Annotated in this window: 24 protein-coding genes; 15 read left to right on the forward strand and 9 right to left on the reverse strand. The window is 52.3% G+C overall.

Going from position 1 to position 23,290, the window contains the following annotated elements:
- Positions 1-3 precede the first annotated feature (3 nt).
- From FOC35_RS17390 to yecR, 3 genes are all read right to left on the reverse strand, one after another.
- On the reverse strand, positions 4-456 hold the full coding sequence (locus FOC35_RS17390; protein WP_016537007.1) for a DUF3574 domain-containing protein: 453 nt from the start codon (positions 454-456) through the stop codon (positions 4-6).
- Positions 456-1,730, reverse strand: a complete 1,275-nt coding sequence (locus FOC35_RS17395; protein WP_172569619.1) for a hypothetical protein — start codon at positions 1,728-1,730, stop codon at positions 456-458. Before FOC35_RS17395 ends, FOC35_RS17390 begins: the two co-directional genes overlap by 1 nt.
- Before the next feature lie 138 nt (positions 1,731-1,868).
- Entirely contained in the window at positions 1,869-2,210 is a 342-nt protein-coding gene (gene yecR / locus FOC35_RS17400; RefSeq protein WP_016537005.1) for a YecR family lipoprotein, read from the reverse strand.
- Positions 2,211-2,552: 342 nt separating this feature from the next.
- Between yecR and FOC35_RS17405 the strand changes: the two genes are divergently transcribed.
- The 6 genes from FOC35_RS17405 to FOC35_RS17430 all read left to right on the forward strand — a co-directional run bounded on the left by FOC35_RS17405 (position 2,553) and on the right by FOC35_RS17430 (position 9,362).
- The gene (locus FOC35_RS17405; protein ID WP_172569620.1) at positions 2,553-3,716 is read left to right on the forward strand and encodes a methyl-accepting chemotaxis protein; all 1,164 of its coding nucleotides are present in this window, start codon (positions 2,553-2,555) and stop codon (positions 3,714-3,716) included.
- A 260-nt stretch (positions 3,717-3,976) separates the two neighbouring features.
- Complete coding sequence (locus FOC35_RS17410) at positions 3,977-5,560, forward strand: ABC transporter substrate-binding protein (protein WP_172569621.1); 1,584 nt, start codon at positions 3,977-3,979, stop codon at positions 5,558-5,560.
- Between the two features lie 62 nt (positions 5,561-5,622).
- The gene (locus FOC35_RS17415; protein WP_172569622.1) at positions 5,623-6,576 is read left to right on the forward strand and encodes an ABC transporter permease; all 954 of its coding nucleotides are present in this window, start codon (positions 5,623-5,625) and stop codon (positions 6,574-6,576) included.
- Between the two features lie 3 nt (positions 6,577-6,579).
- Positions 6,580-7,425: an ABC transporter permease gene (locus FOC35_RS17420; protein WP_172569623.1), complete on the forward strand. Its 846-nt coding sequence runs from the start codon at positions 6,580-6,582 to the stop codon at positions 7,423-7,425.
- Positions 7,418-8,395: an ABC transporter ATP-binding protein gene (locus tag FOC35_RS17425; protein ID WP_172569624.1), complete on the forward strand. Its 978-nt coding sequence runs from the start codon at positions 7,418-7,420 to the stop codon at positions 8,393-8,395. Before FOC35_RS17420 ends, FOC35_RS17425 begins: the two co-directional genes overlap by 8 nt.
- Complete coding sequence (locus FOC35_RS17430; RefSeq protein WP_172569625.1) at positions 8,388-9,362, forward strand: ABC transporter ATP-binding protein; 975 nt, start codon at positions 8,388-8,390, stop codon at positions 9,360-9,362. Before FOC35_RS17425 ends, FOC35_RS17430 begins: the two co-directional genes overlap by 8 nt.
- Positions 9,363-9,377: 15 nt before the next feature.
- Here the strand turns inward: FOC35_RS17430 and nadS are convergent, their stop codons facing one another.
- Together nadS and FOC35_RS17440 are read right to left on the reverse strand one after the other, a co-directional pair.
- The gene (nadS, locus tag FOC35_RS17435; protein ID WP_016536998.1) at positions 9,378-9,683 is read right to left on the reverse strand and encodes a NadS family protein; all 306 of its coding nucleotides are present in this window, start codon (positions 9,681-9,683) and stop codon (positions 9,378-9,380) included.
- The gene (locus FOC35_RS17440; protein ID WP_172569626.1) at positions 9,684-9,995 is read right to left on the reverse strand and encodes a type II toxin-antitoxin system RelE/ParE family toxin; all 312 of its coding nucleotides are present in this window, start codon (positions 9,993-9,995) and stop codon (positions 9,684-9,686) included.
- Between the two features lie 195 nt (positions 9,996-10,190).
- On the opposite strand from FOC35_RS17440, the gene FOC35_RS17445 reads away from it, so the two are divergent.
- Positions 10,191-10,442, forward strand: coding sequence for a DUF2766 family protein (locus FOC35_RS17445; RefSeq protein WP_016536996.1), 252 nt, complete (start codon positions 10,191-10,193; stop codon positions 10,440-10,442).
- 38 nt (positions 10,443-10,480) lie between these two features.
- Here FOC35_RS17445 and FOC35_RS17450 read toward each other — a convergent pair whose 3' ends face one another.
- The 3 genes from FOC35_RS17450 to uspC all read right to left on the reverse strand — a co-directional run bounded on the left by FOC35_RS17450 (position 10,481) and on the right by uspC (position 13,643).
- Complete coding sequence (locus tag FOC35_RS17450; protein ID WP_172569627.1) at positions 10,481-11,827, reverse strand: anaerobic C4-dicarboxylate transporter; 1,347 nt, start codon at positions 11,825-11,827, stop codon at positions 10,481-10,483.
- Positions 11,828-12,012: 185 nt separating this feature from the next.
- Complete coding sequence (locus FOC35_RS17455) at positions 12,013-12,513, reverse strand: non-heme ferritin-like protein (RefSeq protein WP_172569628.1); 501 nt, start codon at positions 12,511-12,513, stop codon at positions 12,013-12,015.
- Between the two features lie 710 nt (positions 12,514-13,223).
- Positions 13,224-13,643: a universal stress protein UspC gene (uspC, locus tag FOC35_RS17460; RefSeq protein ID WP_172569629.1), complete on the reverse strand. Its 420-nt coding sequence runs from the start codon at positions 13,641-13,643 to the stop codon at positions 13,224-13,226.
- A gap of 938 nt (positions 13,644-14,581) precedes the next feature.
- On the opposite strand from uspC, the gene flhD reads away from it, so the two are divergent.
- From flhD to cheW, 6 genes are all read left to right on the forward strand, one after another.
- The gene (gene flhD, locus FOC35_RS17465) at positions 14,582-14,932 is read left to right on the forward strand and encodes a flagellar transcriptional regulator FlhD (RefSeq protein ID WP_209420411.1); all 351 of its coding nucleotides are present in this window, start codon (positions 14,582-14,584) and stop codon (positions 14,930-14,932) included.
- 3 nt (positions 14,933-14,935) lie between these two features.
- A complete protein-coding gene (gene flhC / locus FOC35_RS17470) occupies positions 14,936-15,514 on the forward strand; it encodes a flagellar transcriptional regulator FlhC (RefSeq protein WP_016536989.1) in 579 nt (192 codons plus the stop codon).
- A gap of 126 nt (positions 15,515-15,640) precedes the next feature.
- Complete coding sequence (gene motA / locus FOC35_RS17475; RefSeq protein ID WP_016536988.1) at positions 15,641-16,531, forward strand: flagellar motor stator protein MotA; 891 nt, start codon at positions 15,641-15,643, stop codon at positions 16,529-16,531.
- Positions 16,528-17,457: a flagellar motor protein MotB gene (gene motB / locus FOC35_RS17480; RefSeq protein WP_172569630.1), complete on the forward strand. Its 930-nt coding sequence runs from the start codon at positions 16,528-16,530 to the stop codon at positions 17,455-17,457. The genes motA and motB overlap by 4 nt, the downstream gene beginning before the upstream one ends.
- Positions 17,458-17,467: 10 nt before the next feature.
- Positions 17,468-19,489, forward strand: a complete 2,022-nt coding sequence (gene cheA, locus FOC35_RS17485; RefSeq protein ID WP_172569631.1) for a chemotaxis protein CheA — start codon at positions 17,468-17,470, stop codon at positions 19,487-19,489.
- Between the two features lie 28 nt (positions 19,490-19,517).
- A complete protein-coding gene (cheW, locus tag FOC35_RS17490) occupies positions 19,518-20,012 on the forward strand; it encodes a chemotaxis protein CheW (RefSeq protein WP_016536985.1) in 495 nt (164 codons plus the stop codon).
- A 46-nt stretch (positions 20,013-20,058) separates the two neighbouring features.
- On the opposite strand, the gene FOC35_RS17495 is transcribed toward cheW, so the two are convergent.
- Positions 20,059-21,330, reverse strand: coding sequence for a dicarboxylate/amino acid:cation symporter (locus tag FOC35_RS17495; RefSeq protein ID WP_172569632.1), 1,272 nt, complete (start codon positions 21,328-21,330; stop codon positions 20,059-20,061).
- Between the two features lie 660 nt (positions 21,331-21,990).
- On the opposite strand from FOC35_RS17495, the gene FOC35_RS17500 reads away from it, so the two are divergent.
- Entirely contained in the window at positions 21,991-22,521 is a 531-nt protein-coding gene (locus FOC35_RS17500) for a spore coat protein U domain-containing protein (protein WP_172569633.1), read from the forward strand.
- A gap of 14 nt (positions 22,522-22,535) precedes the next feature.
- A complete protein-coding gene (locus FOC35_RS17505; protein ID WP_039898350.1) occupies positions 22,536-23,258 on the forward strand; it encodes a molecular chaperone in 723 nt (240 codons plus the stop codon).
- Positions 23,259-23,290 lie beyond the last annotated feature (32 nt).

Raw genomic sequence — 23,290 nt, forward strand, 5'->3', positions numbered from 1 at the left:
TTATCAGAATGCGGCGCAGACCGGCTGGTCAACGCGCATTACGGATTCCTGCGCAAAGCGGGTTTTATAGATATTACGCAGTTCGTCTACTTTCTTGCTGCTTTCCACATCGCTGCCGCGAATTAACATCAGCGCTTTACTTGGCTCGTGGGTCACTTCGCCTTTCGCATTAAGCCACTGGCCCTTCGCATCATACTCTGTCAGCCCGTCGCGGAAGCGTGGGGTCACGTCCTTATCAACAAAGCTGCGCCATTCTTTGGCGGTGATGATTGCACCTGAAGGGCGGCTAATACCGAAGTAGAGCGTGGTTTGCGTCATTGCGTCACCGACCTGGCACTGTTTAGCCGGGGCGGCGGCAGGTGCTGGTGCTACCGGTGCGGTTGTTTTAGCCGGTGCCACGCAGCCAGCCAGTGTCAGAGCCAGCGCTGCTGCCAGTGTTGCTTTATAAAATGCCATTATCCACCTGTCTTACTGTCATCATCATTATTAAAATTAAGTGCGGAAATATTCCGCCGCGTTATCAAATTACAATTCCTTAACTTTGGCAAGCTACCGAGCATAAACAGGGCAATAATAATCCCGAAGATGCCGCTTCCCAGCAGTACCCACTGCGGCGGGAAGTGGTTAGCCAGCGCGCCGGTAAGCGTCGGTAGTAGTAGAGTGATGCCAAGCTGAAGCCGCCAGCTTGAGGCCATCGCCGCGCCAACATGGGCCGGAGCAAAGCTGTCCATAACGTTGAGCGTTGCCACCAAATAAAACCAGTTGCTGAACAGGTGGGCGAGGATGATAAGCGGCACGGCAATCCACAAGCTACCGGACTGCGCAACGCCGAAATAGCAAAGAGTGAAAAAGAGCAGGGCCAGCAGCAGTGGGGAGGTTTTACCGGCACGATGACGAACCTGTTTTTCGCTCAGCACCAGCGGCGCCAGCAGCTGACCCGTGCTGCGGGCAAAGAGTAAAATCAGCCCGTTGTCGGTGTTATCCCCGGGTAAAGAGGGAGCTAAAGAGGGCAGCAGCGCCATTGCAGGGGCGCCAATCATCGCCAGACACGGCAGCAGAAGCAGGCTGCGTCTTTGCTGCGGCTTAAGCGTGCGCCAGCGGAAACTGGCTAAGGAAGATGAGTGCGGGTCATTCTCGTTGGGCATAAAGCAGGCAGCAGCCCGCCAAAGCAGCATCACCGCAAGCAAGAAGCTTAGCGCATCCAGCATCAGCAGTAGCCAGAGGCTCACTTTCCCGTAGAGCAAAGTACCTATACCCACGCCGAAAATGACATTTGCGGCGAACACCAGGGTTTCAACACCCGCGGCGGCAGGCATCAGCTTTTCCGGTAATCCCTTTTTGAATAGCTGGCTGAGTACCGGCACCGTAAGCCCGGTGCTGAAAGCCGCTGCGGCCTGGCTTAACAGCAGCCACACCGGGTGATGGTCGATTAGCGCCCAAAGTGGCAGCGCAAGGCCGCAAAGCCCCGCCATTTCCGCAACGATCAATATCTTAAACGGCGGCCATCGGCGCAGTAGCCGGACGCCGATAAAGCTGGCCGGCAGGCCAGGAGCAAGCGCGATAACGTAAGCGAGGGAGAGCCAGGCGGGCGTTGCCTGGCTTTGGAGCAGTTGGCTAAAGACCAGCACATAGGTCAGTCCGTTGCCAACGGAAGAGAACAGCAGGGCAAGCCCGAGCAGCGCAAACCAGCGGTGCTGGCGCAGGGTGCGTAGCAGTAAAAGAGTCATCATCAATTCCTGATAAACAAATAGGTGCAGGCTGCCGTTCCGGGAGCGGCAGCGTGAGATATTTATCGTCAGGCTTGGGTTACATTGGCGAAATGACTCTTTTGCTGAGAATGTGTCAAAAGTAGATGAATTTGCCGCTATTTACCAGTTGCTGGTGACGCCTGCAAATTGCGGCCCGCTAACTCCCCGACACTGGTACTCCAGCACAACTTGGGTATTCAGACACAAGCTGCCGCTAAACGTGGTGCAGGTTTTAATATCGCTGCCGTAAGGCAAGGCGCTGGCATAGCCCCACTGCTGGCACTGGCGGGATGCGGTAGATTGCGCGAGGAATTTGTCTACTTTCGCATTCTGTAACGGCGGCAGATTGTAGGCCAGGCGAACCACGCCGGAAGGCTCGTTGGCATTGAGCGGAACGGGCGTTTTATTCACGGTGCAACCGCCGAGTAACAGGGCGGCCGCGGCCAGATAAATGAGCTTCATCTTTATTTATTCCTCATGCTTAACCCTCGTCATGGTAGCACGCGGTGAGAAAGGAAAAGCCCATTCCGGCAGGCGGGAGCTGAATTTAGCAAAATTCGAGCTTTAAATAATCCCTAATTCAAATTGCAATATAAATGCGTTTTACATAACGGAAATTCCCCACAAAACGCTCGGTTATTTTTTGATCAAATAGACGTCAAGTTTTGCTGAAACGTGCCGACAATAGCGCTACGGCGCGATTTAATTTCACTTATGAAGCTATACAAGCGGATAAATCAGGACGGGCGGCGTTTAAAACAGCACAGGATATGCCTTTTAATTTTTGACCGGGGAAACACACAGATGAACGTTATTCGCAATATCAAGATCCGCGCTATGGTGGTATTGATACAAATCCTCTCGACCGTCGCATGGATTAGCGTGGCCGGTATAACGCTATGGCTGCTGTACAGTCTTGAGCAGACCGCGGCGCTGACTGCGGAGCAAAAAAGCTGGATTACCGACGCGCAGTTTATGCTGATGCTTTCGGTGGTGGTAAGCATTGCTATTACTATTTTCACCGAACGCTATCTGTGGTTTTGCCTGGTGAAGCCGGTAAATACCATTCGTAACCATATGCACGTCCTGGCGCGCGGCGAGCTTACCGTTGCTTTGCCCGATCTTGGCCGCAACTGCATTGGCCTGATGGTTACGCCGATTCAGAAAATGCAGGCCAACTGGGAAAAAGCCGTCAACAGCATTCGGGATAGCGCGGACGCAATACGCGCCAACGCCACGGAAGTCTCAGGGGTCAATACCGATCTCTCTTCCCGTTCGGAGCAGCAGGCTGCCGCACTGGAGCAGACCAGCGCCAGCATGGAGCAGCTTAACAGCACGGTAAAGCTCAATGCCGATAACGCAAACCACGCCAGCCACCTGGCTCAGAATGCCACTAACACGGCGGTGAACGGCGGCGCTTCGGTAAAACAGGTGGTGAAGACCATGGACGTTATCGCCAGCAGCGCCAACAAAATTGTCGATATTACTACCGTGATCAACAGCATCGCTTTCCAGACCAATATTCTGGCGCTGAATGCGGCAGTTGAGGCCGCAAGAGCAGGCGAGCAGGGCAAAGGCTTCGCCGTGGTCGCCAGCGAAGTCCGCAATCTGGCAAGCCGCAGCGCCGGGGCGGCGAAAGAGATTGAAACCCTGCTTAACGAATCCGTCAGCAACATTCATACCGGCTCGCAGCAGGTTAAAAAGGCCGGTGAAGCGATGGATGAGATCCTGAAAGCCGTTAAGCAGGTTAACGATATTATGGGCGAGATAGCCAGCGCTTCGCTTGAGCAAAGCCAGGGGATTGGGCAGGTCGGCGTGGCGGTAAGGGAAATGGACAGTGTGACCCAGCAAAACGTCAATCTGGTGCAGAAATCCGTACTCTCATCGGGCGAGCTTGAGAAGCAGGCACATCATCTTCACGACGTAGTTGCGATGTTCCGTTCGGGGGAAAGCGCCACGCAAAGATAACCCGCTCGTTTGACTCTACTAAGGCAGCCATATGGCTGCCTTTTTTACGTCTTTTAGCCAGGGCTGAATACCTAAAGGGTGACTGTGTAGCAACTATTTTGTGACGCAGACTGGTTAAATAATATTCTCTGCTTGCGGGCAGCACAGGCGGCGTGCGGTTAGTCAAAATTCGACTAAGGTTATGCTTTTTAGGTGCATTTACAAGTAGTTACCTGTACCTCACTATGCGGGCTGCAACTTAATAAGGAGTTCCTGAAGCAATGCGTAAACCTTTGATTTTGTCGGCGCTGATAGCCGCCCTGGCGTTAAGCGGCTGCGATAACCCTAAGAATGACACAGCGGCAGCATCTGCCCCGGCGAAAGAAGCCAAACAGGGCGGTAGCCTGATTATCGGCATCACCTCGGGCGACCCGCTGGCGCTGAACCCGCTGTACGCCAGCGACCGCACGACGTTGACTATTATGCAGGCGCTTTATTCGCCTCTTTATAGCTACAACGGCGACAAAATCGAATGGGGGCTGGCCGAAAGCCTGACGCCCGCCGCAGACAACCTCGCCTGGACGCTGAAGCTAAAACCAGGCCTGAAATGGCAGGACGGCCAGCCGATTACCGCTGACGACGTCGTCTTTACCTTCAATAAATTGCTTGATGAGAAGCAGCACAGCTTCTTCCGCAGCATGTTTGTTTACGGCAATAAGCCGCTGGGCGTGAGCAAGATAGATGACCTGACGGTTAAATTTACCCTGCCGCAGGTGAGCGCCGCCTTTGCCGGTACGCTGGTGCAGGTATTCCCTATCCCGCAGCATATTTTTGCCTCCGAGAACGGCGACCTGGAAAAGAGCAGCAAAAACGATGCGCCCGTCGGATCCGGGCCGTTCAAATTTAAAGAATATCGTGCCGGTCAATTCTATGCTCTGACGCGTTTTGACGATTACTGGAACGGGAAACCGAAGCTGGAGTCGGTGACTTATCGCTTCGCCAAAGACTCAAACTCGGCGAACCTTGCGCTGCAAAACGGCGAGATCAACCTCAAAATGGTGGATCCGCAGGACGTTTCCCGGCTGAAGTCGACCGGTAAATTCGACTTTGTGATTTATCCGGAAGGTCGTCTGGCTTATATGACGTTTAACCAGAACGTCGCAAGTATGAAGAGCAAAGCGTTACGCCAGGCCATTGCCTACGCGCTGAACAAGGACGATCTTGTGCAGACGGCGTTCACCTCGCTGGATTATGCCACCCCAGCCACCTCGATTTTAACGCCGGACACGCTCTACCAGACCAACGACGTCGAGCCGTATAAGTTTGACCTCGAAAAAGCCAAAGCGCTGTTTAAAGCGTCCGGGCAGCAGGAAGGGTTGAAGCTGCGCCTGGCGTATATCAATAGCAACAAGACTCAGGAAAGCATGGGGCTGTATATCCAGCAGCAGCTTAAGGCTATTGGTATTAACGTGGAGTTGTTGGCGCTGGACGCTAATGCCATGTCCCAGCGCAGCCAGGATATGAACAATACCGCCTATGAGCTGAGCCTGGGAGGCTACATTATGGGCGCGGAGCCGGACGGCTATAAGTCTTTATATATGAGCAACGAAGCCTATAACTACGCGCACTACAAAAATCCGACATTTGACGCATTGTGGGAGCAGGGCGCAACTGAAACGGACGGGGCCAAACGCGGCGCTATCTATAAGCAAATTCAGCAAACGGTAGCGAACGATATGGCATGGTATCCCATAGCGTATACCAATGCGGTTGTCGCGGTGGATAAACGTTTTGGCGGCACCAAAGAAGCCGAACCTAAGCCGGTCTATATGTTCCAGGATCTGTCGAAGATTTATCAACAATAACCAGCATTGACCCTCATCCGGTCTTCTCTTTGGGAGAGGGCGGGGCGAGGGGAGTAGAAAATATGAATAACCTGTTCCTCCGGCGGCTGCTGCAACTGCTGCCAATGTTGCTATTTATCTCGCTGGTCTCTTTCCTGCTGGTGAAGCTCGCGCCGGGCGATCCCTTACAGGCGTATATTACGCCGCGCATGAGCCCGGAAGACATTGAGCGTATTCGCCAAAGCATGGGGCTGGATAAGCCCTTGCCGGTGCAGTATTTACTCTGGCTGAAAAACCTGCTGCACGGTGACCTTGGCTACTCGCTGATTTACCATCGCCCGGTGCTCACGATGATTGCCGAACGCATTCCCGCTACGCTTGGGCTAATGGGGGCTTCGCTGCTGCTGGCTATCGTACTTGCCATACCGCTTGGTCTGCTAGCCGGGGCGTATAAGCATCGCTGGCTGGATAACGTGCTGAATCTTTTTGCCTATGTTGGCATTTCTGTGCCGATTTTCTGGTTTGGCATTTTGCTGATTACGGTATTTTCGGTGCAGCTTAACTGGCTGCCGAGCATGGGAATGCGCACCATCGGCATGGAGGACTCCTGGCTTGACGTTGTGCGCCACGGTATTTTGCCCTGCATCGCGCTGACCTTTTACAACCTCTCCAGCTATGTGCGCTACATCCGCTCCAACACCATTAGCCAGCTGTCGGCGGATTATGTGCAAACTCAGCTGGCCTACGGGGCAACCCGTCGCTCGATTCTCTTCCGCCATGTGCTGAAAAACGTTTTGCTGCCGCTGATTACGCTGTTTGGGCTTTCCTTCGGTGAACTGGTGGTCGGCGCTTACGTGACCGAAAGCGTCTTTTCGTGGCCCGGCATGGGGCTGCTCGGCATTCAGTCCATCACCTCGCTGGACTACCCGCTGATCATGGCGATTATCCTGCTTTCCTCCATTATGCTGGTCACCGGTAATCTGCTGGCGGACCTTTTGTATCGCGGGGCTGACCCGCGCATTAAGGCGCTGAGGTAGCTGATGAGCAGAAGATGGCAACAGTTTAAACATGGGATGAAGCGAAACAGTCCGGCGCAGTTTTCTCTGGCGGTATTGGTTATTTTTACGCTAGCCGCGTTATCCGCATTTTTCAGCCCTTGGGATCCAAATCAGATGTCGCTCCAGGCCCGTATGCTTCCGCCCCAGGCCAGCCACTGGTTTGGCACCGACGAGTACGGGCGCGACTATTTTACCCGGGCGCTGTACGGCGGGCAGATATCGCTGATGGTGGGTTTTCTGGCGATGGTGTTCTCAACGCTTATCGGCACGCTAGTGGGGACGGTGAGCGGCTATTTTGGCGGCAGAATTGATAACCTGCTGATGAGGCTGGTGGATATTCTGATGTCAATTCCGGCGTTTTTCCTGCTGCTGGTGCTTAACGCCTACCTGAAGCCCGGCATCGCCAATATCATTTTGATTATCAGCGCGCTAACGTGGATGAACATGTCGCGCATGATCCGGGCCGAAACGCTGTCGGTTAAAGAGCGTGAATACGTCATCTATGCCCGGGCTTCGGGAGAGCATCCTTTGCTGATTATTGCGCGCCATATTATTCCGAATATTTTACCGACGATTATCGTGGCGGCGACGCTGAATATCGCTTCAGCCATTTTGATGGAGTCAACGTTGAGCTTTCTTGGCCTTGGCGTTCAGCAGCCGCATGCTTCCTGGGGCAGTATGCTGAATAACGCCCAATCTTATATCGGGGAAGCATCCTGGCTGGCGATGTTCCCCGGCATTTTGATCCTGCTGACGGTGCTTAGTTTTAATGTCCTCGGGGATGTGTTCCGTACCGCTTTTGAACCGGGGGCGAACCGAAATGAGTAACCTGCTGGAAATAGACAACCTCAAAACCTCATTTTTCACCCGAGAAGGCGAAGTTCACGCGGTGCGCGGCGTCAGTTTTAATCTGCGGCGCGGGGAAGTCGTCGGGATTGTCGGCGAGTCCGGCTGCGGTAAAAGCGTGACCTGTAAATCGGTCATCAACTTGCTGGGAGCAAACGGCAAGATAGTTGGCGGGCATATTCGCTTTCAGGGAGAGGACCTGGCCCGCAAAACCGCCGGGCAAATGCGGCAGCTGCGCGGAAATGAAATAGCCATGATTTTTCAGGATCCGATGACCGCTCTGAATCCGGTGTTGACCATCGGCAAACATATGAGCGAGATCCTGATTCGCCACCAGCGGCTAAGCAGAAAAGCGGCTAAAGAAAAAGCCATCGCCATGCTCGGGCAGGTCGGGATTGGTCAGCCGGAAAAACGCTATGAGCAGTACCCGCACGAGTTTAGCGGCGGCATGCGCCAGAGGGTGATGATAGCTATCGCGCTCTCCTGCCATCCGTCGTTGCTAATTGCCGATGAGCCAACAACGGCTCTGGACGTTACCATCCAGGCGCAAATTCTGCGGCTGCTGAAGCAGCTCCAGCAGCAGACCGATACCGCCATTTTGCTGATTACTCACGATTTGGGCGTGGTAGCGCAGGTTTGTTCGCGCGTGGTGGTGATGTATGGCGGGCTGGTGATGGAGCAGGGCAGCGTTGAAGATATCTTTTATCGCCCGGCGCATCCTTATACCCGTGGGCTTCTGGCATCGCTCCCGCGCCCTGACGGAGAAGGGGATCGCCTTTCGCCGATCGAGGGCAGCCCGCCGGGGCTGCTTAATCCGCCGGCCGGCTGTCCGTTTGCCGCGCGCTGCCCGCAGCGTATGGCAAAGTGTGCTGAGCCTGTAGATAAATACGCCGTGGCTCCGGGGCACGAAGCCAGCTGCTGGCTGTGGGAGCAGGAGGCCGCCCATGTCTGAAACTAAACCGCTGATCCGCGTTCGCGGATTGAGTAAACATTTTACTTCCAGCCGGGGATGGTTCGGCAAAAACACAGCCTTAAAAGCGGTGGATAATGTCAGTATTGATATTCTTCCGGGAGAAACATACGGCCTGGTGGGCGAGTCCGGCTGCGGTAAGTCCACGCTCGGGCGCAGCATATTACGGCTGTTCGACGTCACTTCAGGCGAAATCGAGTTCGCGGGGCAAAATATCGCGGAGCTAAGTGAGCGGCAGCTTAAGCCGCTGCGTCGCCGCATGCAGTCAATTTTCCAGGATCCGTGGTCGTCGCTGAACCCGGGCATGACGGTCGCGCAGCTGATTGCCGAGCCTATGCGGATCCACGGTTATGACGCGCAGCTGCGAGCATCGCGCACGCTTGAATTACTAAAACAAGTTGGGCTGAACGAGGAACATCTTGACCGCTTTCCTCACGAGTTCAGCGGCGGCCAGCGCCAGCGGATAAGCATTGCCAGGGCGCTGTCGGTTAACCCCGAGTTTGTGTTGTGCGATGAACCGCTGTCGGCGCTGGATGTCTCGGTGCAGGCTCAGGTGGTCAATTTGCTTCAGGATTTGCAGCAGGCATTCGGGCTGACTTATCTCTTTATTGCCCATGATTTGTCGATGGTGCGCCATATCTCTGACCGCATCGGCGTAATGTATCTCGGTTCGCTGGTGGAAGAGGCGCCGGCGGAGCGGCTTTATCATCAGCCTGCCCACCCTTATACCCGGGCGCTGCTGGCCTCTATTCCGGTTGCCGACCCTCATGTTCAGATGCTGGAGCAGGGGAGCTTAAAAGGCGAAAATACCGGGGAGTTTGCTTCGCAATCAGGATGTAAATTTGCGGGCCGCTGCCCACGGGCTATGGAGCAATGCCGGGAGCAGGCACCGCAGATGAAAGAGATAGCCCCCGGGCATCGTGTTGCCTGCTGGCAGTTTGAAAAATAGAGACTGCCGGGGTATTCAGGCCCCGGCGTCCGGTGGGGCAAGTGCCGGGATGACATGAAGCGGATCGTTCTGAATTGCCCGCAGCAGCGCGCGGGCAGGGCCGGTAGGTTCACGGCGGCCCTGCTCCCAGTTTTTTAACGTATCGACACTAACGGCGATAAGCGCGGCAAATTTTGCCTGTGAAAGCCCGGTTGCCTGGCGAATAGTCTTCACCTGTATGGCGGTAACCAGCGTGGTGCGGCCCGCTTCACGCGTTCCCTCTATTATTTCGTTCATTTCCGCCATGCTGGCGGTCAGACGTTCAAAAAGCTGCTTATCCATTTACCACCTCTCATTTAGTTTGCGCAACAGCTGCTTCTCGGCCTCGCTCAGGTCGGTTTTTATCCCTTTTTGATAAATCAGCAGCAATCTGATGACATAAAAGGCTGACTTATGAAAATAGATAACCCGCACACCGCCGCGTTTTCCTTTGCCTTTGGATGGCCAGCGAATTTTACGCAACCCACCGCTATCAGGGATTACGTCTCCGCTGTTGGGGTTGAAGGCCAGGTACGCCTGAAACTGGGCAAACTCCTGGTCCGTGAGTAAAGTCGCGACATCATGGGTAAAGATGGGGCTTTCTATAAAGAGCATATTATCCGCCATTGGCGTATGGCCAGGTCAGGTTATCAAACTGAGGGTGTAAGTCAATGGCTTAGTTAAATATCATACAGTTTTATTTTTTTCTTACTTTGATGCGGGTTTTCCGAGGCGCTTTCCAGCAATGTTCTGTTGCCTCGTCAGGAGGGGCGCGGGTAGACTGTCGCGCAATTAAAACAGGAGATTAAAATGGCCGAACAACTTTCCGCTGACCAGGAACTGGTTTCTGATGTCGTGGCTTGCCAGCTGGTAATTAAACAAATTCTTGATGTGATTGACGTGATTGCTCCGGTTGAAGTGCGCGAAAAAATGGCGGAGCAGCTGAAAACTATCGACTTTACCACCCACCCGGCGGCGGTAGATCCGGTAACTCGCCGTGCGATTCAAAAAGCGATTGCCCTGATCGAACTGAAGTTTACCCAGCAAAAAGACGCTCATTAAACACTGCACCCTCCCTTCCGGGAGGGCGTATTTCCTGCTTATAAAAATGTCTGCACCAGCAGATAGCTGGCAACGCACGAACTAATCACGCCGATAAGCCCCGGCAGAATAAAGCTGTGGTTAAGAATAAATTTCCCAATTCGCGTAGTGCCGGAGCGGTCAAATCCGATGCAGGCCAGGTCGCTTGGGTAGGTCGGCAAGATAAAGTAGCCGTAGGAGGCGGGGAAAAAAGCAATCAGCATTTTAGGCTCGACGCCGAGCATTAGTCCCATCGGCGCCACCGCTGTTAAGGCTGCGGCCTGGCTGTTTACCAGCTTCGAAACCAGAAACAGCACGATAGCGTAAGTCCACGGATGGCTCTGCACGACGCCTTCCAGCGCCTGCTTGAGTTCGCCCAGATGGGCCTGGAAAAAAGTATCGCTCATCCACGCCACGCCGAACACCGAGAAGATGGCAACCATCCCCGCCTTGAATACCGCGCCGTTAGATATTGCGCTGAAGTTCACCTTGCAGGTGACGAGCATCACCGCCCCGGCAATCAACATCATCATCTGGATCACGAGATTCATCGACAGCGCCTTCATCACGCCTTTTACCGCAAACGAAGGGCGCAGCTCTGGAAAGGCACCGAGAAACACGACGGCGAGAATCGCGAGAAAGAAGATCCACGTTGACCACCATGCCTGCTTCGGGAAGGTCTGGTTCATTAATGTGTCGGTACTGCCGAAGATGAATTCGCGCTGCTTAGGATCCCGAATTTTTGCCTGAAATTCCTCGTCGTCTTCCAGTGCTTTGCCGCGACGAAGGCTCCAGAGCGCGGCAATCAGTACGCCAAACAGCGAGGCAGGTACGGAGATGGACAGGATCTCAAGAATTCCCCAGGCGTGTGGAATAACGCCGTGTCCTGCCGCCAGTATAGAAACCAGAGAAACGACCGCTACCGAGACCGGTGAGGCGGTAATAGCCATCTGAGAGGCAACGGAAGCGACCGCCATTGGCCGCTCCGGACGGATGCCTTTTTTCAGCGCAATATCGGCAATAATCGGGAACATGGTATAAACCACATGCCCCGTGCCGCATAAAAAGGTCAGCATCCACGTGGTAAAAGGGGCCAGCAGCGTGATGTGCTGCGGATGCCGCCGTAGCAGCCGTTCGGCAAACTGCATCATGACGTTCAGCCCGCCTGCGGTTTGTAGCGTGGCGGCACAGCCGATGACCGCAAGGATCGTAAGCATCACGTCTACCGGGGGTTTGCCCGGTTCCAGCCCGAAAATAAAGGTCAGAATAAACAGGCCGATACCGCTAATCAGGCCCAGCCCCATCCCGCCAAAACGGGTACCGGCCAGCAAACATAAAATAATGACAATAAATTCGATGGTTATCATAAGTGCCTCTGAAAGTGATGATTAACAGAAGCATTACAAAATGTAAGGTTATATTTTGTGGAATAGATCTTATTTGTTAAATGATAATAAAAACATCTGCTTGGTAACTATTTATTAACATTCTGGCGTGGGGGGAGGAAATCAACACCCCGGGCTAAGCCGGGGCCAACAACAAAGGCTAAGCTTCAGTGGCAGCGGTCTATTAGTTCGAGCAGCTTTCGGTCCGCCTGATTCATGCACAATCCGGCGCTTTTGGCCTCCTTCACCTGTTCAAGAATGGCCAACAATATCTTCCCATCCCGATCCTGCTCTTTGCTTAGCGACACCAAAAAACTCTCCACCTTTCCGGCATTGGCGGCCCGGGCTTCTTCTTTCAGCCCGGACAGCGTGTCATGCCGAAGGTAGTAATCATCCAGCGTTTGCTGGAACAACTCTTCCAGGTTCAGGCATTCGCACTTTGGCGGCGGCATAGTCCCTACGCTCGGCATTCCGCCCGACTGCTTCATAAAGTTGAAAACCCGCATCATGTGGGTCACGTTGTTTTGAGCCTGGCTACGCAAAAAATTGGCGCTGCCGGTCAGGCTGTGTTGAGTGCACCAGGCGCTCAGGTGCAGGCAGAGGTGTGAGGAGTAAAATTCCCGGTTTATTTGGGCATTAAGTCTCTGGATCAGGCTGGCAGCAGGCATATTAACATCCTTATTCATGGAACATGTTACGGGCAATTAAGTAAACATACTCTGCAATTAATAGCGGGAAAAGTCTTAAAAAGAATTATTTGTTTTTTATTTTAAAGCAAATGAATTCATTCCTGCGCAGGCATAAGGTGCTAATGTAACTCATTGTTATTGATGTATAATATATTCTATATATCATTGTTTTATTTATTTTTTTTTGAAAGCCGAGGAGATGTGTGGATGAGAATTTTAAATTTATTGTGTTAATGCGGTTTTATTGCATGAGTAACTTTAGCCACACTTAAATAGATCGGGTTGCACGTCATTTTTTGCACAGAATCCCCCGCTGTCGATATTTTAAAAAATTGCGTTCGGCCAATAAATAGCAAAAGCTTGATCTGGTCATTTCCTGTTCGGTGTGCTTTCAGGGGACCAACATCCGCTGGCCCGGCTAATGAATAGGTTCCGACCGACTATCGTAAATCCTTATGACCGGGCGAGTGTCGTTGGGGTCTCTGTTGGTGACCGGAGTGGATGATTTTATGGGCAAAAATATATCGGTTATTTTAAAGCCGTGCGGGCGGAAGAAAATAAAGATGGAATCAGGGTGAAAAGTTGCTCTTTCATAAACTGACGGAATTAGTCTCTATGGAATAACCTGGAATATAGAGAACAACATTGCCGGGAAGCGGAAGCTTCTCCGCTTCCTGTTGTGGCCGGAGTTAAAGCGGGACCAGCAGAACGTCTACCGCGCTGGCGGCGACTACGGCTTTGGCCGAGCACATGATTTTAGAGAAAAAACTCTGGTTATGATTGCCGCAAATGACCAAATCAACATCCTGCCTTACGCAGATGTTGAGGATATGTTCGCTTAGTTCCCCACTGGAAATAATTATATTTTCAATAGGATATTGCGCTTTTTCTCTTATCTCATCGAGAAAAAGGCGCGTCTCCTCCAGCATCAACTCTCGCAGGTTTTCCATCATCGGAGCGGCAAGCTGGTTATACAGTTCCGGATCTGAGGCGAGGGTGACCAGAGTAATTCGCCCGCTGAGGGGTTTAACGATGGAGACGGCCTTCTGCACCAGCAGGTGGCTTTCAGGCGTGACGGCAACAGCAACCAGTACGTGGCTATAGCTCATAATCTCACCCCACATTTAGCGTGAATTGTTAACATTTTCTTACACCAGATGTTGCTCAGGCGCAACGGCAATCACCATACGAATTGTGAAGCTAATCATAGAAATTGTTCAGTTATTCTTATGAAACGAATTTGCAACATTACCGAGTAGTCGATCTGTGAAAATTTACCATCAGTCTCGCGGATTAATTTGCGAACCTGGATCGGGCGATAAGTTTCGATAACTGCCCCTTTTGAAATCCCTGCACTCGGATAAACTTCAGTTATAATTTAGGTTAAGTCCATGAATATAAGCAGATTACTCCTGACTGCATTCGCAAAATGTGATCGCTTATGCATTCCTAAGCAACGGTATCGTATAAAAAGCTACGGTAACTCATGCAGTTGTGAGTTTTTGGTATAACTATTCACTCCTGGCCGTGAGGAAAATTCTTGATCTGGCTAATAATTATGCAAATGAAAAGCGATTCTGATGCTTCTCACCTCTTTGGGTGATGTATTTATGTGATCTGCGTCACATAAATTCCAAAATCGCAGGTAGCTGCATTGTATGTGCCAGGGGCTACGAGTAGAGTTTGCCCGAATTAGGAAAAATCTTAGTTTTTTGTAATAAAATGATGAACGACAACATACGTTCGGGCTTTGTCAGGGAAAGGGCTTCTACCGCAGAGTGCGGGGAGTTTAGTCAGAGCGTAAGATTTATCCGTGCATTTTGGCCGTAACGATTGTTTTAATTCTACCGGGGCAACCCGGCGACATCGCGGGGTGCGGTAACAACCCCCTAATAGTTCAGAAAACAGGTATGAGTGCGACAGGTTCGCTCCGGTTTCTTGCAGCCGTAAGTTTCTGGAGAATTTTCTGTGTTTGACACTGTACTGTCATCCGAAATATTTAGGCTAGGCCGCATACAATAATAGTTGGTTATTCGGGATGGAAAAAATGCATACTTCCGAGTTGCTAAAACATATTTACGACATTAATTTGTCGTACTTATTGCTTGCACAGCGTCTTATTAGTCAGGACAAAGCTTCAGCAATGTTTCGATTAGGAATCGCTGAAGATATGGCAAATACTCTGGGCGAATTAACGCTGCCACAGATGGTTAAATTGGCGGAAACTAACCAATTAGTGTGTCAGTTTCGTTTTAACGATCACCAAACGATTACTCGCTTAACGCAAGACTCCCGTGTGGATGATTTACAGCAAATTCATACCGGTATTTTGTTATCTACCCGTTTACTGAATGAGGTGTCGACGCCTGCCGAGGCACCTAAGAAAAAAAGGGCATAACAAATGAGCGAGAAAAGTATTGTCCAGGAAGCTCGCGACATTCAGCTTGCAATGGAGCTGATAACACTCGGTGCACGACTGCAAATGCTGGAAAGCGAAACGCAGTTGAGCCGGGGTCGCCTGATCAAACTCTACAAAGAACTCCGTGGAAGTCCTCCTCCAAAAGGGATGCTGCCTTTCTCTACCGATTGGTTTATGACCTGGGAGCAAAATATTCATGCTTCCATGTTCTGTAATGCCTGGCAGTTTTTACTTCGAAGTGGGCTATGTACCGGCGTTGATGCGGTTATCAAAGCCTATCGCCTGTATCTTGAACAATGTCCTTCCCAGCCGGAAGGTCCTCTGCTGGCGCTAACCCGCGCCTGGACGCTGGTGCGTTTTGTTGAGAGCGGCATGCTCCAGCTCAGCCAGTGCAACTGCTGTAATGGCAATTTTATCACTCACGCGCATCAGCCGGTGGGCAGCTTTGCCTGCAGTCTGTGCCAACCGCCATCACGAGCGGTAAAAAGACGTAAACTTTCCCAGAACACTGCCGATATTATTCCACAACTGCTGGATGACCAGGTGGAACAGGCTGTTTAACAGATTCTGTGTTTGAGCATTCCAGCAGCGGTGAGTGATTGCCGCTGCTTTTTTTATGCCCGCACATAACGCTGCTTCTGCCTTCCTGGGCATCCTCGCTACACTCAACGGCGTAAGGATGATCTCGTGCTGATTTTAATAGGTTACCTGGTTGTTATAGGGACAGTGTTCGGCGGTTATATGTTAACCGGCGGCCACCTTGGCGCACTTTATCAACCAGCTGAGTTTATCATCATTGGTGGGGCGGGTATTGGGGCGTTCATTGTAGGGAATAACGGTAAAGCGATTAAGGGCACCTTAAAAGCGCTTCCGCTGCTCTTCAGACGTTCAAAATATACCAAAAGCATGTATATGGATTTGATGGCATTGCTTTATCGGCTGATGGCTAAGTCTCGTCAGCAGGGTATGTTTTCACTTGAAAGAGACATCGAAAATCCCAAAGAAAGTGAAATCTTTGCCAGCTACCCGCGTATTTTAGCGGACACTATGATGCTTGATTTCATTGTTGATTATCTGCGTCTTATCATCAGCGGAAATATGAATACCTTCGAAATTGAAGCGTTGATGGATGAAGAAATCGAGACTCATGAAAGCGAGTCGGAAATACCTGCCAATAGCCTTGCGCTAATGGGGGATTCATTACCGGCATTCGGTATCGTTGCCGCAGTAATGGGCGTAGTACACGCTTTGGCTTCTGCCGACAGACCCGCTGCGGAGCTGGGCGCGTTAATTGCGCACGCAATGGTAGGGACCTTCCTGGGTATTTTACTGGCCTACGGTTTTATTTCCCCGCTGGCGAGCGTGCTGCGCCAAAAAAGCGCTGAAACCACTAAGATGATGCAGTGTGTAAAAGTTACATTATTGTCCAGTCTCAACGGGTACGCACCGCCTATCGCCGTCGAATTTGGCCGTAAAACGCTCTACTCAAGCGAGCGTCCGTCGTTCATTGAGCTTGAAGAGCACGTCCGGGCCGTACGCTCTCCGAACGGACAGCGCGCGACGGAAGAAGAAGTATGAAAAACCAGGCTCACCCCATCGTTGTTGTAAAACGCCGCAAGCACAAGGGCCACGGTGGGGCGGCCCATGGCTCATGGAAAATTGCCTATGCGGACTTTATGACCGCGATGATGGCCTTCTTCCTGGTGATGTGGCTGATTTCTATCTCCAGCCCGAAAGAGCTGGCGCAAATTGCCGACTATTTCCGTACTCCGCTGGCGCAGGCGATTACCGGCGGCCAGCGTATCGCCGACAGCGACAGCCCGATCCCTGGCGGCGGTGATGATGTCACCCAGCAGCAGGGCGAAGTTAAAAAACAACCCAATATCGAAGAATTGCGCAAGCGTATGGAAGCCAACCGCCTGAAGCGGATTAAAGGCGACCTGGATCAGCTAATTGAGTCCGATCCGAAACTGCGTGCGCTGCGCCCGCATTTGCAGATAGATCTGGTGCAGGAAGGTCTGCGCATCCAGATTATCGACAGCCAGAACCGCCCGATGTTTAAAAACGGGAGCGCGGAAGTTGAGCCGTATATGCGCGATATTCTGCGCAAAATTGCTCCGGTGCTGAACGGTATTCCTAACAAAATCAGCCTGTCCGGCCATACAGATGACCTGCCTTACGCCAACGGCGAGCGCGGGTACAGCAACTGGGAGCTTTCCGCCGACCGCGCTAACGCCTCCCGCCGCGAGCTGGTTGCCGGTGGGCTGGACGATGGAAAAGTTCTGCGTGTGATCGGTATGTCCTCGCAGATGAGCCTCTCCAAACGTGGGGGCGGTGACGCCATTAACCGTCGCATCAGTCTGCTGGTGCTTAATAAACAGACCGAAGACGCCATCATGCACGAGAACTCGGAGAGCGATAACCAGCCGGTTAGCGTTCTGCAACAGGTTCCTGTGGCGGCTCCGGTGAATAATACAATTGCGCCACAACCGGCTACGAGGTGATAGCGTGAGCATGGATATCAGTGATTTTTACCAGACATTTTTTGACGAAGCCGACGAGCTATTGGCCGACATGGAGCAGCATCTTCTGGATCTGGTGCCCGAAGCGCCGGACTCCGAACAGCTAAACGCCATTTTCCGCGCGGCCCACTCCATTAAGGGCGGGGCAGGGACTTTTGGCTTCTCCGTGTTGCAGGAAACCACTCACCTGATGGAAAACCTGCTGGACGAGGCGCGGCGCGGTGAGATGCAGCTTAACACCGATATCATCAACCTGTTTTTGGAAACCAAGGATATTATGCAGGAACAGTTGGACGCTTATAAAAACTCTGAAGAGCCGGACGCAGCAAGCTTCGACTACATCTGTAAGGCGCTGCGCCAGCTGGCTCTTGAGGCCAAAGGTGAAGCCCCAACGGCACCGGCGAAACTGTCAGTGGTTGAAACCGAGCAGGCCGCTCCGGTTTCGACGGATAATGGCGGCAGACTGCGCGTAGTTATCGACGGGCTGAAAGAGGCCGAACTCGACCTGATGCTCGAAGAGTTGGGCAATCTTGGCACCGTGAGCGACGTAGTGAAAGATGCCGCATCCGTAACCGCCACGCTTGAAACCAGCGTTAGCGAAGACGACATCACCGCTGTGCTCTGCTTTGTGATTGAACCAGAGCAGATTAGCTTTGTTCCGGTAACCGCCGCTGCCAGCGCTCCGGCCGTGGCCGAAACAACCGCCGTGGTGGCTCCCGAAGCTCCGGCTCAAACAGCCGTTGCCGTGCAAAAAGCCGGATTACCCGAGCCGCTGACTCCGGCAACCGGCCGCGTAGAACGTGATAAGCCTGCGGCCCGCGCCTCTGAATCAACCAGCATCCGCGTAGCGGTAGAAAAAGTTGACCAGTTGATTAACCTGGTCGGCGAACTGGTCATTACCCAGTCGATGCTGGCCCAGCGCTCCAACGAGCTGGACCCGGTGAATCATGGCGACCTGATTACCAGCATGGGGCAGCTACAGCGCAATGCCCGCGACCTGCAAGAGTCCGTAATGTCCATCCGCATGATGCCGATGGAATACGTGTTCAGCCGCTTCCCGCGCCTGGTGCGGGACCTTGCCGGTAAACTGAATAAGCAGGTAGAGCTGACGCTGATGGGCAGCTCCACCGAACTGGATAAAAGCCTGATCGAACGCATTATCGATCCGTTAACGCACCTGGTGCGTAACAGCCTGGACCACGGCATCGAGTCGCCGGAAAAACGTCTTGCTGCCGGGAAATCTGAGGTCGGCAACCTGATCCTCTCAGCGGAGCATCAGGGCGGCAATATCTGCATCGAAGTGACCGATGACGGAGCAGGGCTGAACCGCGAGCGTATTCTGGCCAAAGCCCTGTCTCAGGGGATGCCGGTGAGCGAGAGCATGAGCGATGATGAAGTCGGCATGCTTATTTTCGCGCCTGGCTTCTCCACCGCCGAGCAGGTCACCGACGTTTCCGGCCGCGGCGTAGGCATGGACGTAGTGAAACGTAATATCCAGGAAATGGGCGGCCATGTTGAAATCCAGTCTAAGGCTGGGGCAGGCACCACCATTCGCATTCTGCTGCCGTTGACGCTCGCTATCCTCGACGGGATGTCGGTCAAAGTCAGCAACGAAGTCTTTATTCTGCCGCTGAACGCGGTAATGGAATCTCTGCAACCGCAGGAAGAAGACCTGCATCCGCTGGCGGGCGGCGAACGCGTGCTGGAAGTGCGCGGTGAATACCTGCCGCTGGTAGAGTTGTGGAAAGTCTTCGACGTTCAGGGAGCCAAAACCGAGGCGACTCAGGGCATTGTGGTTATTTTGCAAAGCGCCGGTCGTCGCTATGCGCTGCTGGTCGATCAGCTGATTGGTCAGCATCAGGTTGTGGTTAAAAATCTTGAAAGCAATTACCGCAAAGTGCCGGGCATTTCTGCTGCCACCATTTTGGGTGACGGCAGCGTGGCGCTGATCGTCGATGTCTCTGCGCTGCAGGGTCTGAACCGTGAACAACGTCTGGCGCTAACCGTCGCCTGATTAACTGCTTAAGAAAATAGGTACGCAAATGACTGCACTAACAAATGTGACAAAACTGACCGGGGAAAACGTGGGACAGGAATTTCTGGTGTTCACCCTCGGCGACGAAGAGTACGGTATTGATATCCTGAAAGTGCAGGAAATTCGCGGTTACGATCAGGTAACGCGTATCGCGAACACTCCGGCCTTTATCAAGGGTGTGACCAACCTGCGCGGCGTTATCGTGCCGATTATTGACCTGCGCCTGAAGTTCGAACAAGACGGCGTGGAATATAACGACAATACCGTGGTTATCGTTCTCAACCTTGAGAAACGCGTTGTGGGTATCGTGGTTGACGGCGTGTCAGACGTATTGTCTCTGACCGCCGACCAGATTCGCCCTGCGCCGGAGTTTGCGGTGACGCTGTCAACAGAATACCTCACGGGCCTGGGTGCTCTGGGCGAGCGTATGCTGATTCTGGTGAATATCGAGAAGCTGCTGAACAGCGAAGAGATGGAACTGCTTGATTCTGCTGTGGCTTAATCGGGTGGGAGAGTAAAAAGGGGCTACCGTGAGGTAGCCCCTTTTTTTAGGCCTGGATTTCTTTGCCGGGAGCGGCACTTACCGTTCCTTCTTCCAGCATGCCTTCGTTTTTCGACAGCATCGCCGTCGCCACGCCGTTACCCAATACGTTAATAGCCGAGCGGCCCATGTCCAGGAAGTGGTCGATGCCCATCAGCAGCAGAATACCCGCGACCGGGATATTGAAGCTTGGGATGGTTGCGGCCAGTACCACCAGCGCGGAGCGAGGCACCCCGGCAATTCCTTTAGAGGCCAGCATCAGCGTCAGCATCAGCACGGCAATTTCAGAGAATGACAGGTGAACGTTATAAGCCTGGGCAATAAACATCGAAGCGAACGAGCAGTACACCATCGAACCCACGAGGTTGAAGGAGTAGCCGATAGGCAGCACGAACGAGGCGATGTTGCGCGAGCAGCCGAAGCGGGTGAGCTGGTCGAGCGTTTTCGGATAAGCGGCTTCGGAACTGCTGGTGGTGAAGGCTACCAGCACAGGATCTTTCAGCATCGCCAGCAGGCGGAACACATCGCGCTTCAGCACCATGTAGCCCACGCTAATCAGCACAATGCAGGTCAGCACAATCGCCACGTAATAACCGCCGATAAATGACGCGTAGTTCAGCAGAATACCGAGACCCTGAGTGGCAATCACCGAAGAGATGGCCGCGAAGATAGCCAGCGGGGCGACGTACATCACGTAGCCGGTCACTTTGAGCATGATGTGAGACACCACATCCAGGGCGCTGACCAGAGGCGCGTTGAACTTCTCGCCCAGAGATGCCCCTGCAATACCGAAGAACATCGAGAACACGACGATTTGCAGGATCTCGTTATCGGACATTGCGCCAGCGATGCTGGTCGGAATAGTGTGCGAGATAAACGCTTTCAGCGTCATGCCGCTCACCGCCAGGCCGGTTTGTACCGCTTCTGCCGGAACCTGCAAATTCATGCCCGCGCCAGGATGTGCAAGGGTGACGATAAACAGACCGACCAGAATCGACAAGATTGAAGAGGAGACAAACCACACCATCGCTTTCCCGCCGACGCGGCCAATGGTGGACGTTTCGCCAAGCTTCATGATCCCGACCGTCAGGGTGCTGAAGACCAATGGCGCAATCACCATTTTGATCAATCGCAGGAAGATGTCGGTAAACAGCGTGATGTTATCGGCGTAGCTTTTGATGATGTCGGCACCGGCGTATTCGTGGATAGCCGCTCCGCAGAAGATCCCCGCTATCATGAACAGAATAATGAATAGCGTGAGTTTGTTTGAACTTGCCACTGACTTAGTAACCCCGTAGTTGACTGTAGTTGAATTGTGTTTTTTTGTAACTTACTGACCCTTATATAATTATTGTGAATGGGTCATAAGTGCGCGGAGCATAACTTGAATCAAAGCGCGCCGATATACAACTCTTTTTTATAAATTCTGTAAATTGTTAATTAAGCAGCACTTAATCATTCAATGTGAATAAGATCACAAAATTGCGGATATATTCTTTTCAGTTTGCATTGAAGTTAACGTGTTTGTATCTAATTCATTGTTTTTAATGAAGATAACTCGTCAATACACTGTTTTACTGAATTTGACTGCGCGGTCTGGTTATTTCGCGATCTCTAAACTAAATTTCAACTAAGTGATGGCGTAACGTACTGATTTTTTTCTTACCAGTTCGTCTATGAATGTCGCGAACATAAGCCGTTGCGCCTGGTTGTAAAATGTACAATCAGGTGAAGAGAGTCCCAATATTATTGGGGCAGGGAGAGATAACGGTATTTGATGGAAAATGTATGCGACTTCAGGGCGAATTATATTAACCATAAGTTAATGGAGTCAGCTGCCGGTATTAAAGTGCAATACCGGCTGGCGTTAAATCGTCCTGTGCCGCTTCGCTGCGTATCCACGAAGCATTATTGAGTCATTTTGAATAAGGGTAAGGATATGAATTCAGCTACAGCTGCACGCTTAATTCTTTCTTGTACTGCGTTTGCGATTATTCCATCGGCTAATTCAGCGGTGGCAAACGGCACGTTCCAGGTACTGATTACTATTCAGAAGTCCTGCGCGGTTACCGCCGGTAGCGGCTCGAATATTAACTTAGGGACGGTAAATGCCAGTGCAGTAAACACCTCGCAAAGCAATACTTTTACCGTTAACTGTTCAAAGACAACCCCTTATTTTATCGGTCTGGCCCCTTCGGCGGCAAACGGAGGAACGACCACCGGTTCAGGTGCAATGTCATCCGTGGCAAACTCGGCCACCAACACCGATAAAGTCCCTTATCAACTGAACCAGACATCCGCTACCGGGCCCGTTTGGGGGAATACCGCCACCACTACCGTCGTCGGTAACGGCGTAGCCGGTACGGGGTCGGGAGCCGCGCAAACTTATACCGTCTATGCGACGGCGGCGAGCGCTAACTTTACGCCAGACAGCTATGCGGACACGGTCACCGTCAACGTTAACTACTGATTTCAGGACAGCGGATGAAATTGAAATTTGGTGGACGACGTTGCGCCTGCGTATGCCTGATGCTGGGGCTGGCCGCAGGAGGGAATGCGTTAGCCGGAGGGCTGCAAATCTCCCCGGTTAATCTGATGCTGCATGCCACGCAAAACGCAGATGGCATTTGGCTCAGCAATGAAGGTGACGCGCCGCTTAACGCGCAGGTACGCGTATTTAGCTGGCAGCAGAGCAGCTATGCCGACAAACTTTCGGCTTCTCAGGGGCTGGTCATCAGCCCGCCTATCGTGACGCTGCCTGCCGGGCAGCGTCAGCTTATTCGGGTGATTCGCACGGGTCCTGCAACTAATCAGGTTGAGCAGGCTTATCGCTTGTTTATCGATGAACTTCCACCGCCAAAGCTTCAGAGAAATAAAATTCAGTTTGTGATGCGCTATTCCGTTCCGGTGTTTTTGCAGCCTGCCGGGCAGGCGGAAGCCTCGGCAAAGTTAAACTGGAAATTAATCAATATAGATGGCAAAGCGTTTGTTGAAGTGAGTAATCAGGGAAACAGCCATGCTCAGCTGTCGGCAATGACGTTTATTCAACCTAATGGCGTACGAAAAGTTATTACTTCTGGTCTGCTGGGTTATGTCCTTCCAGATTCGAGTATGCGGTGGATAATATCATCGTCTGCTAATGATGCTTACCATAGCGGGAAAGTTGAAGTCACTATCAATGGTCAACAAACAGAACAAAATTTATGACTGGCCATATTCTCTGGTAAAAATTTTATTGC

This window comes from Cedecea sp. FDAARGOS_727, from assembly GCF_012273235.1.
In the GTDB taxonomy this organism is placed as follows: Bacteria; Pseudomonadota; Gammaproteobacteria; order Enterobacterales; family Enterobacteriaceae; genus Cedecea; species Cedecea davisae.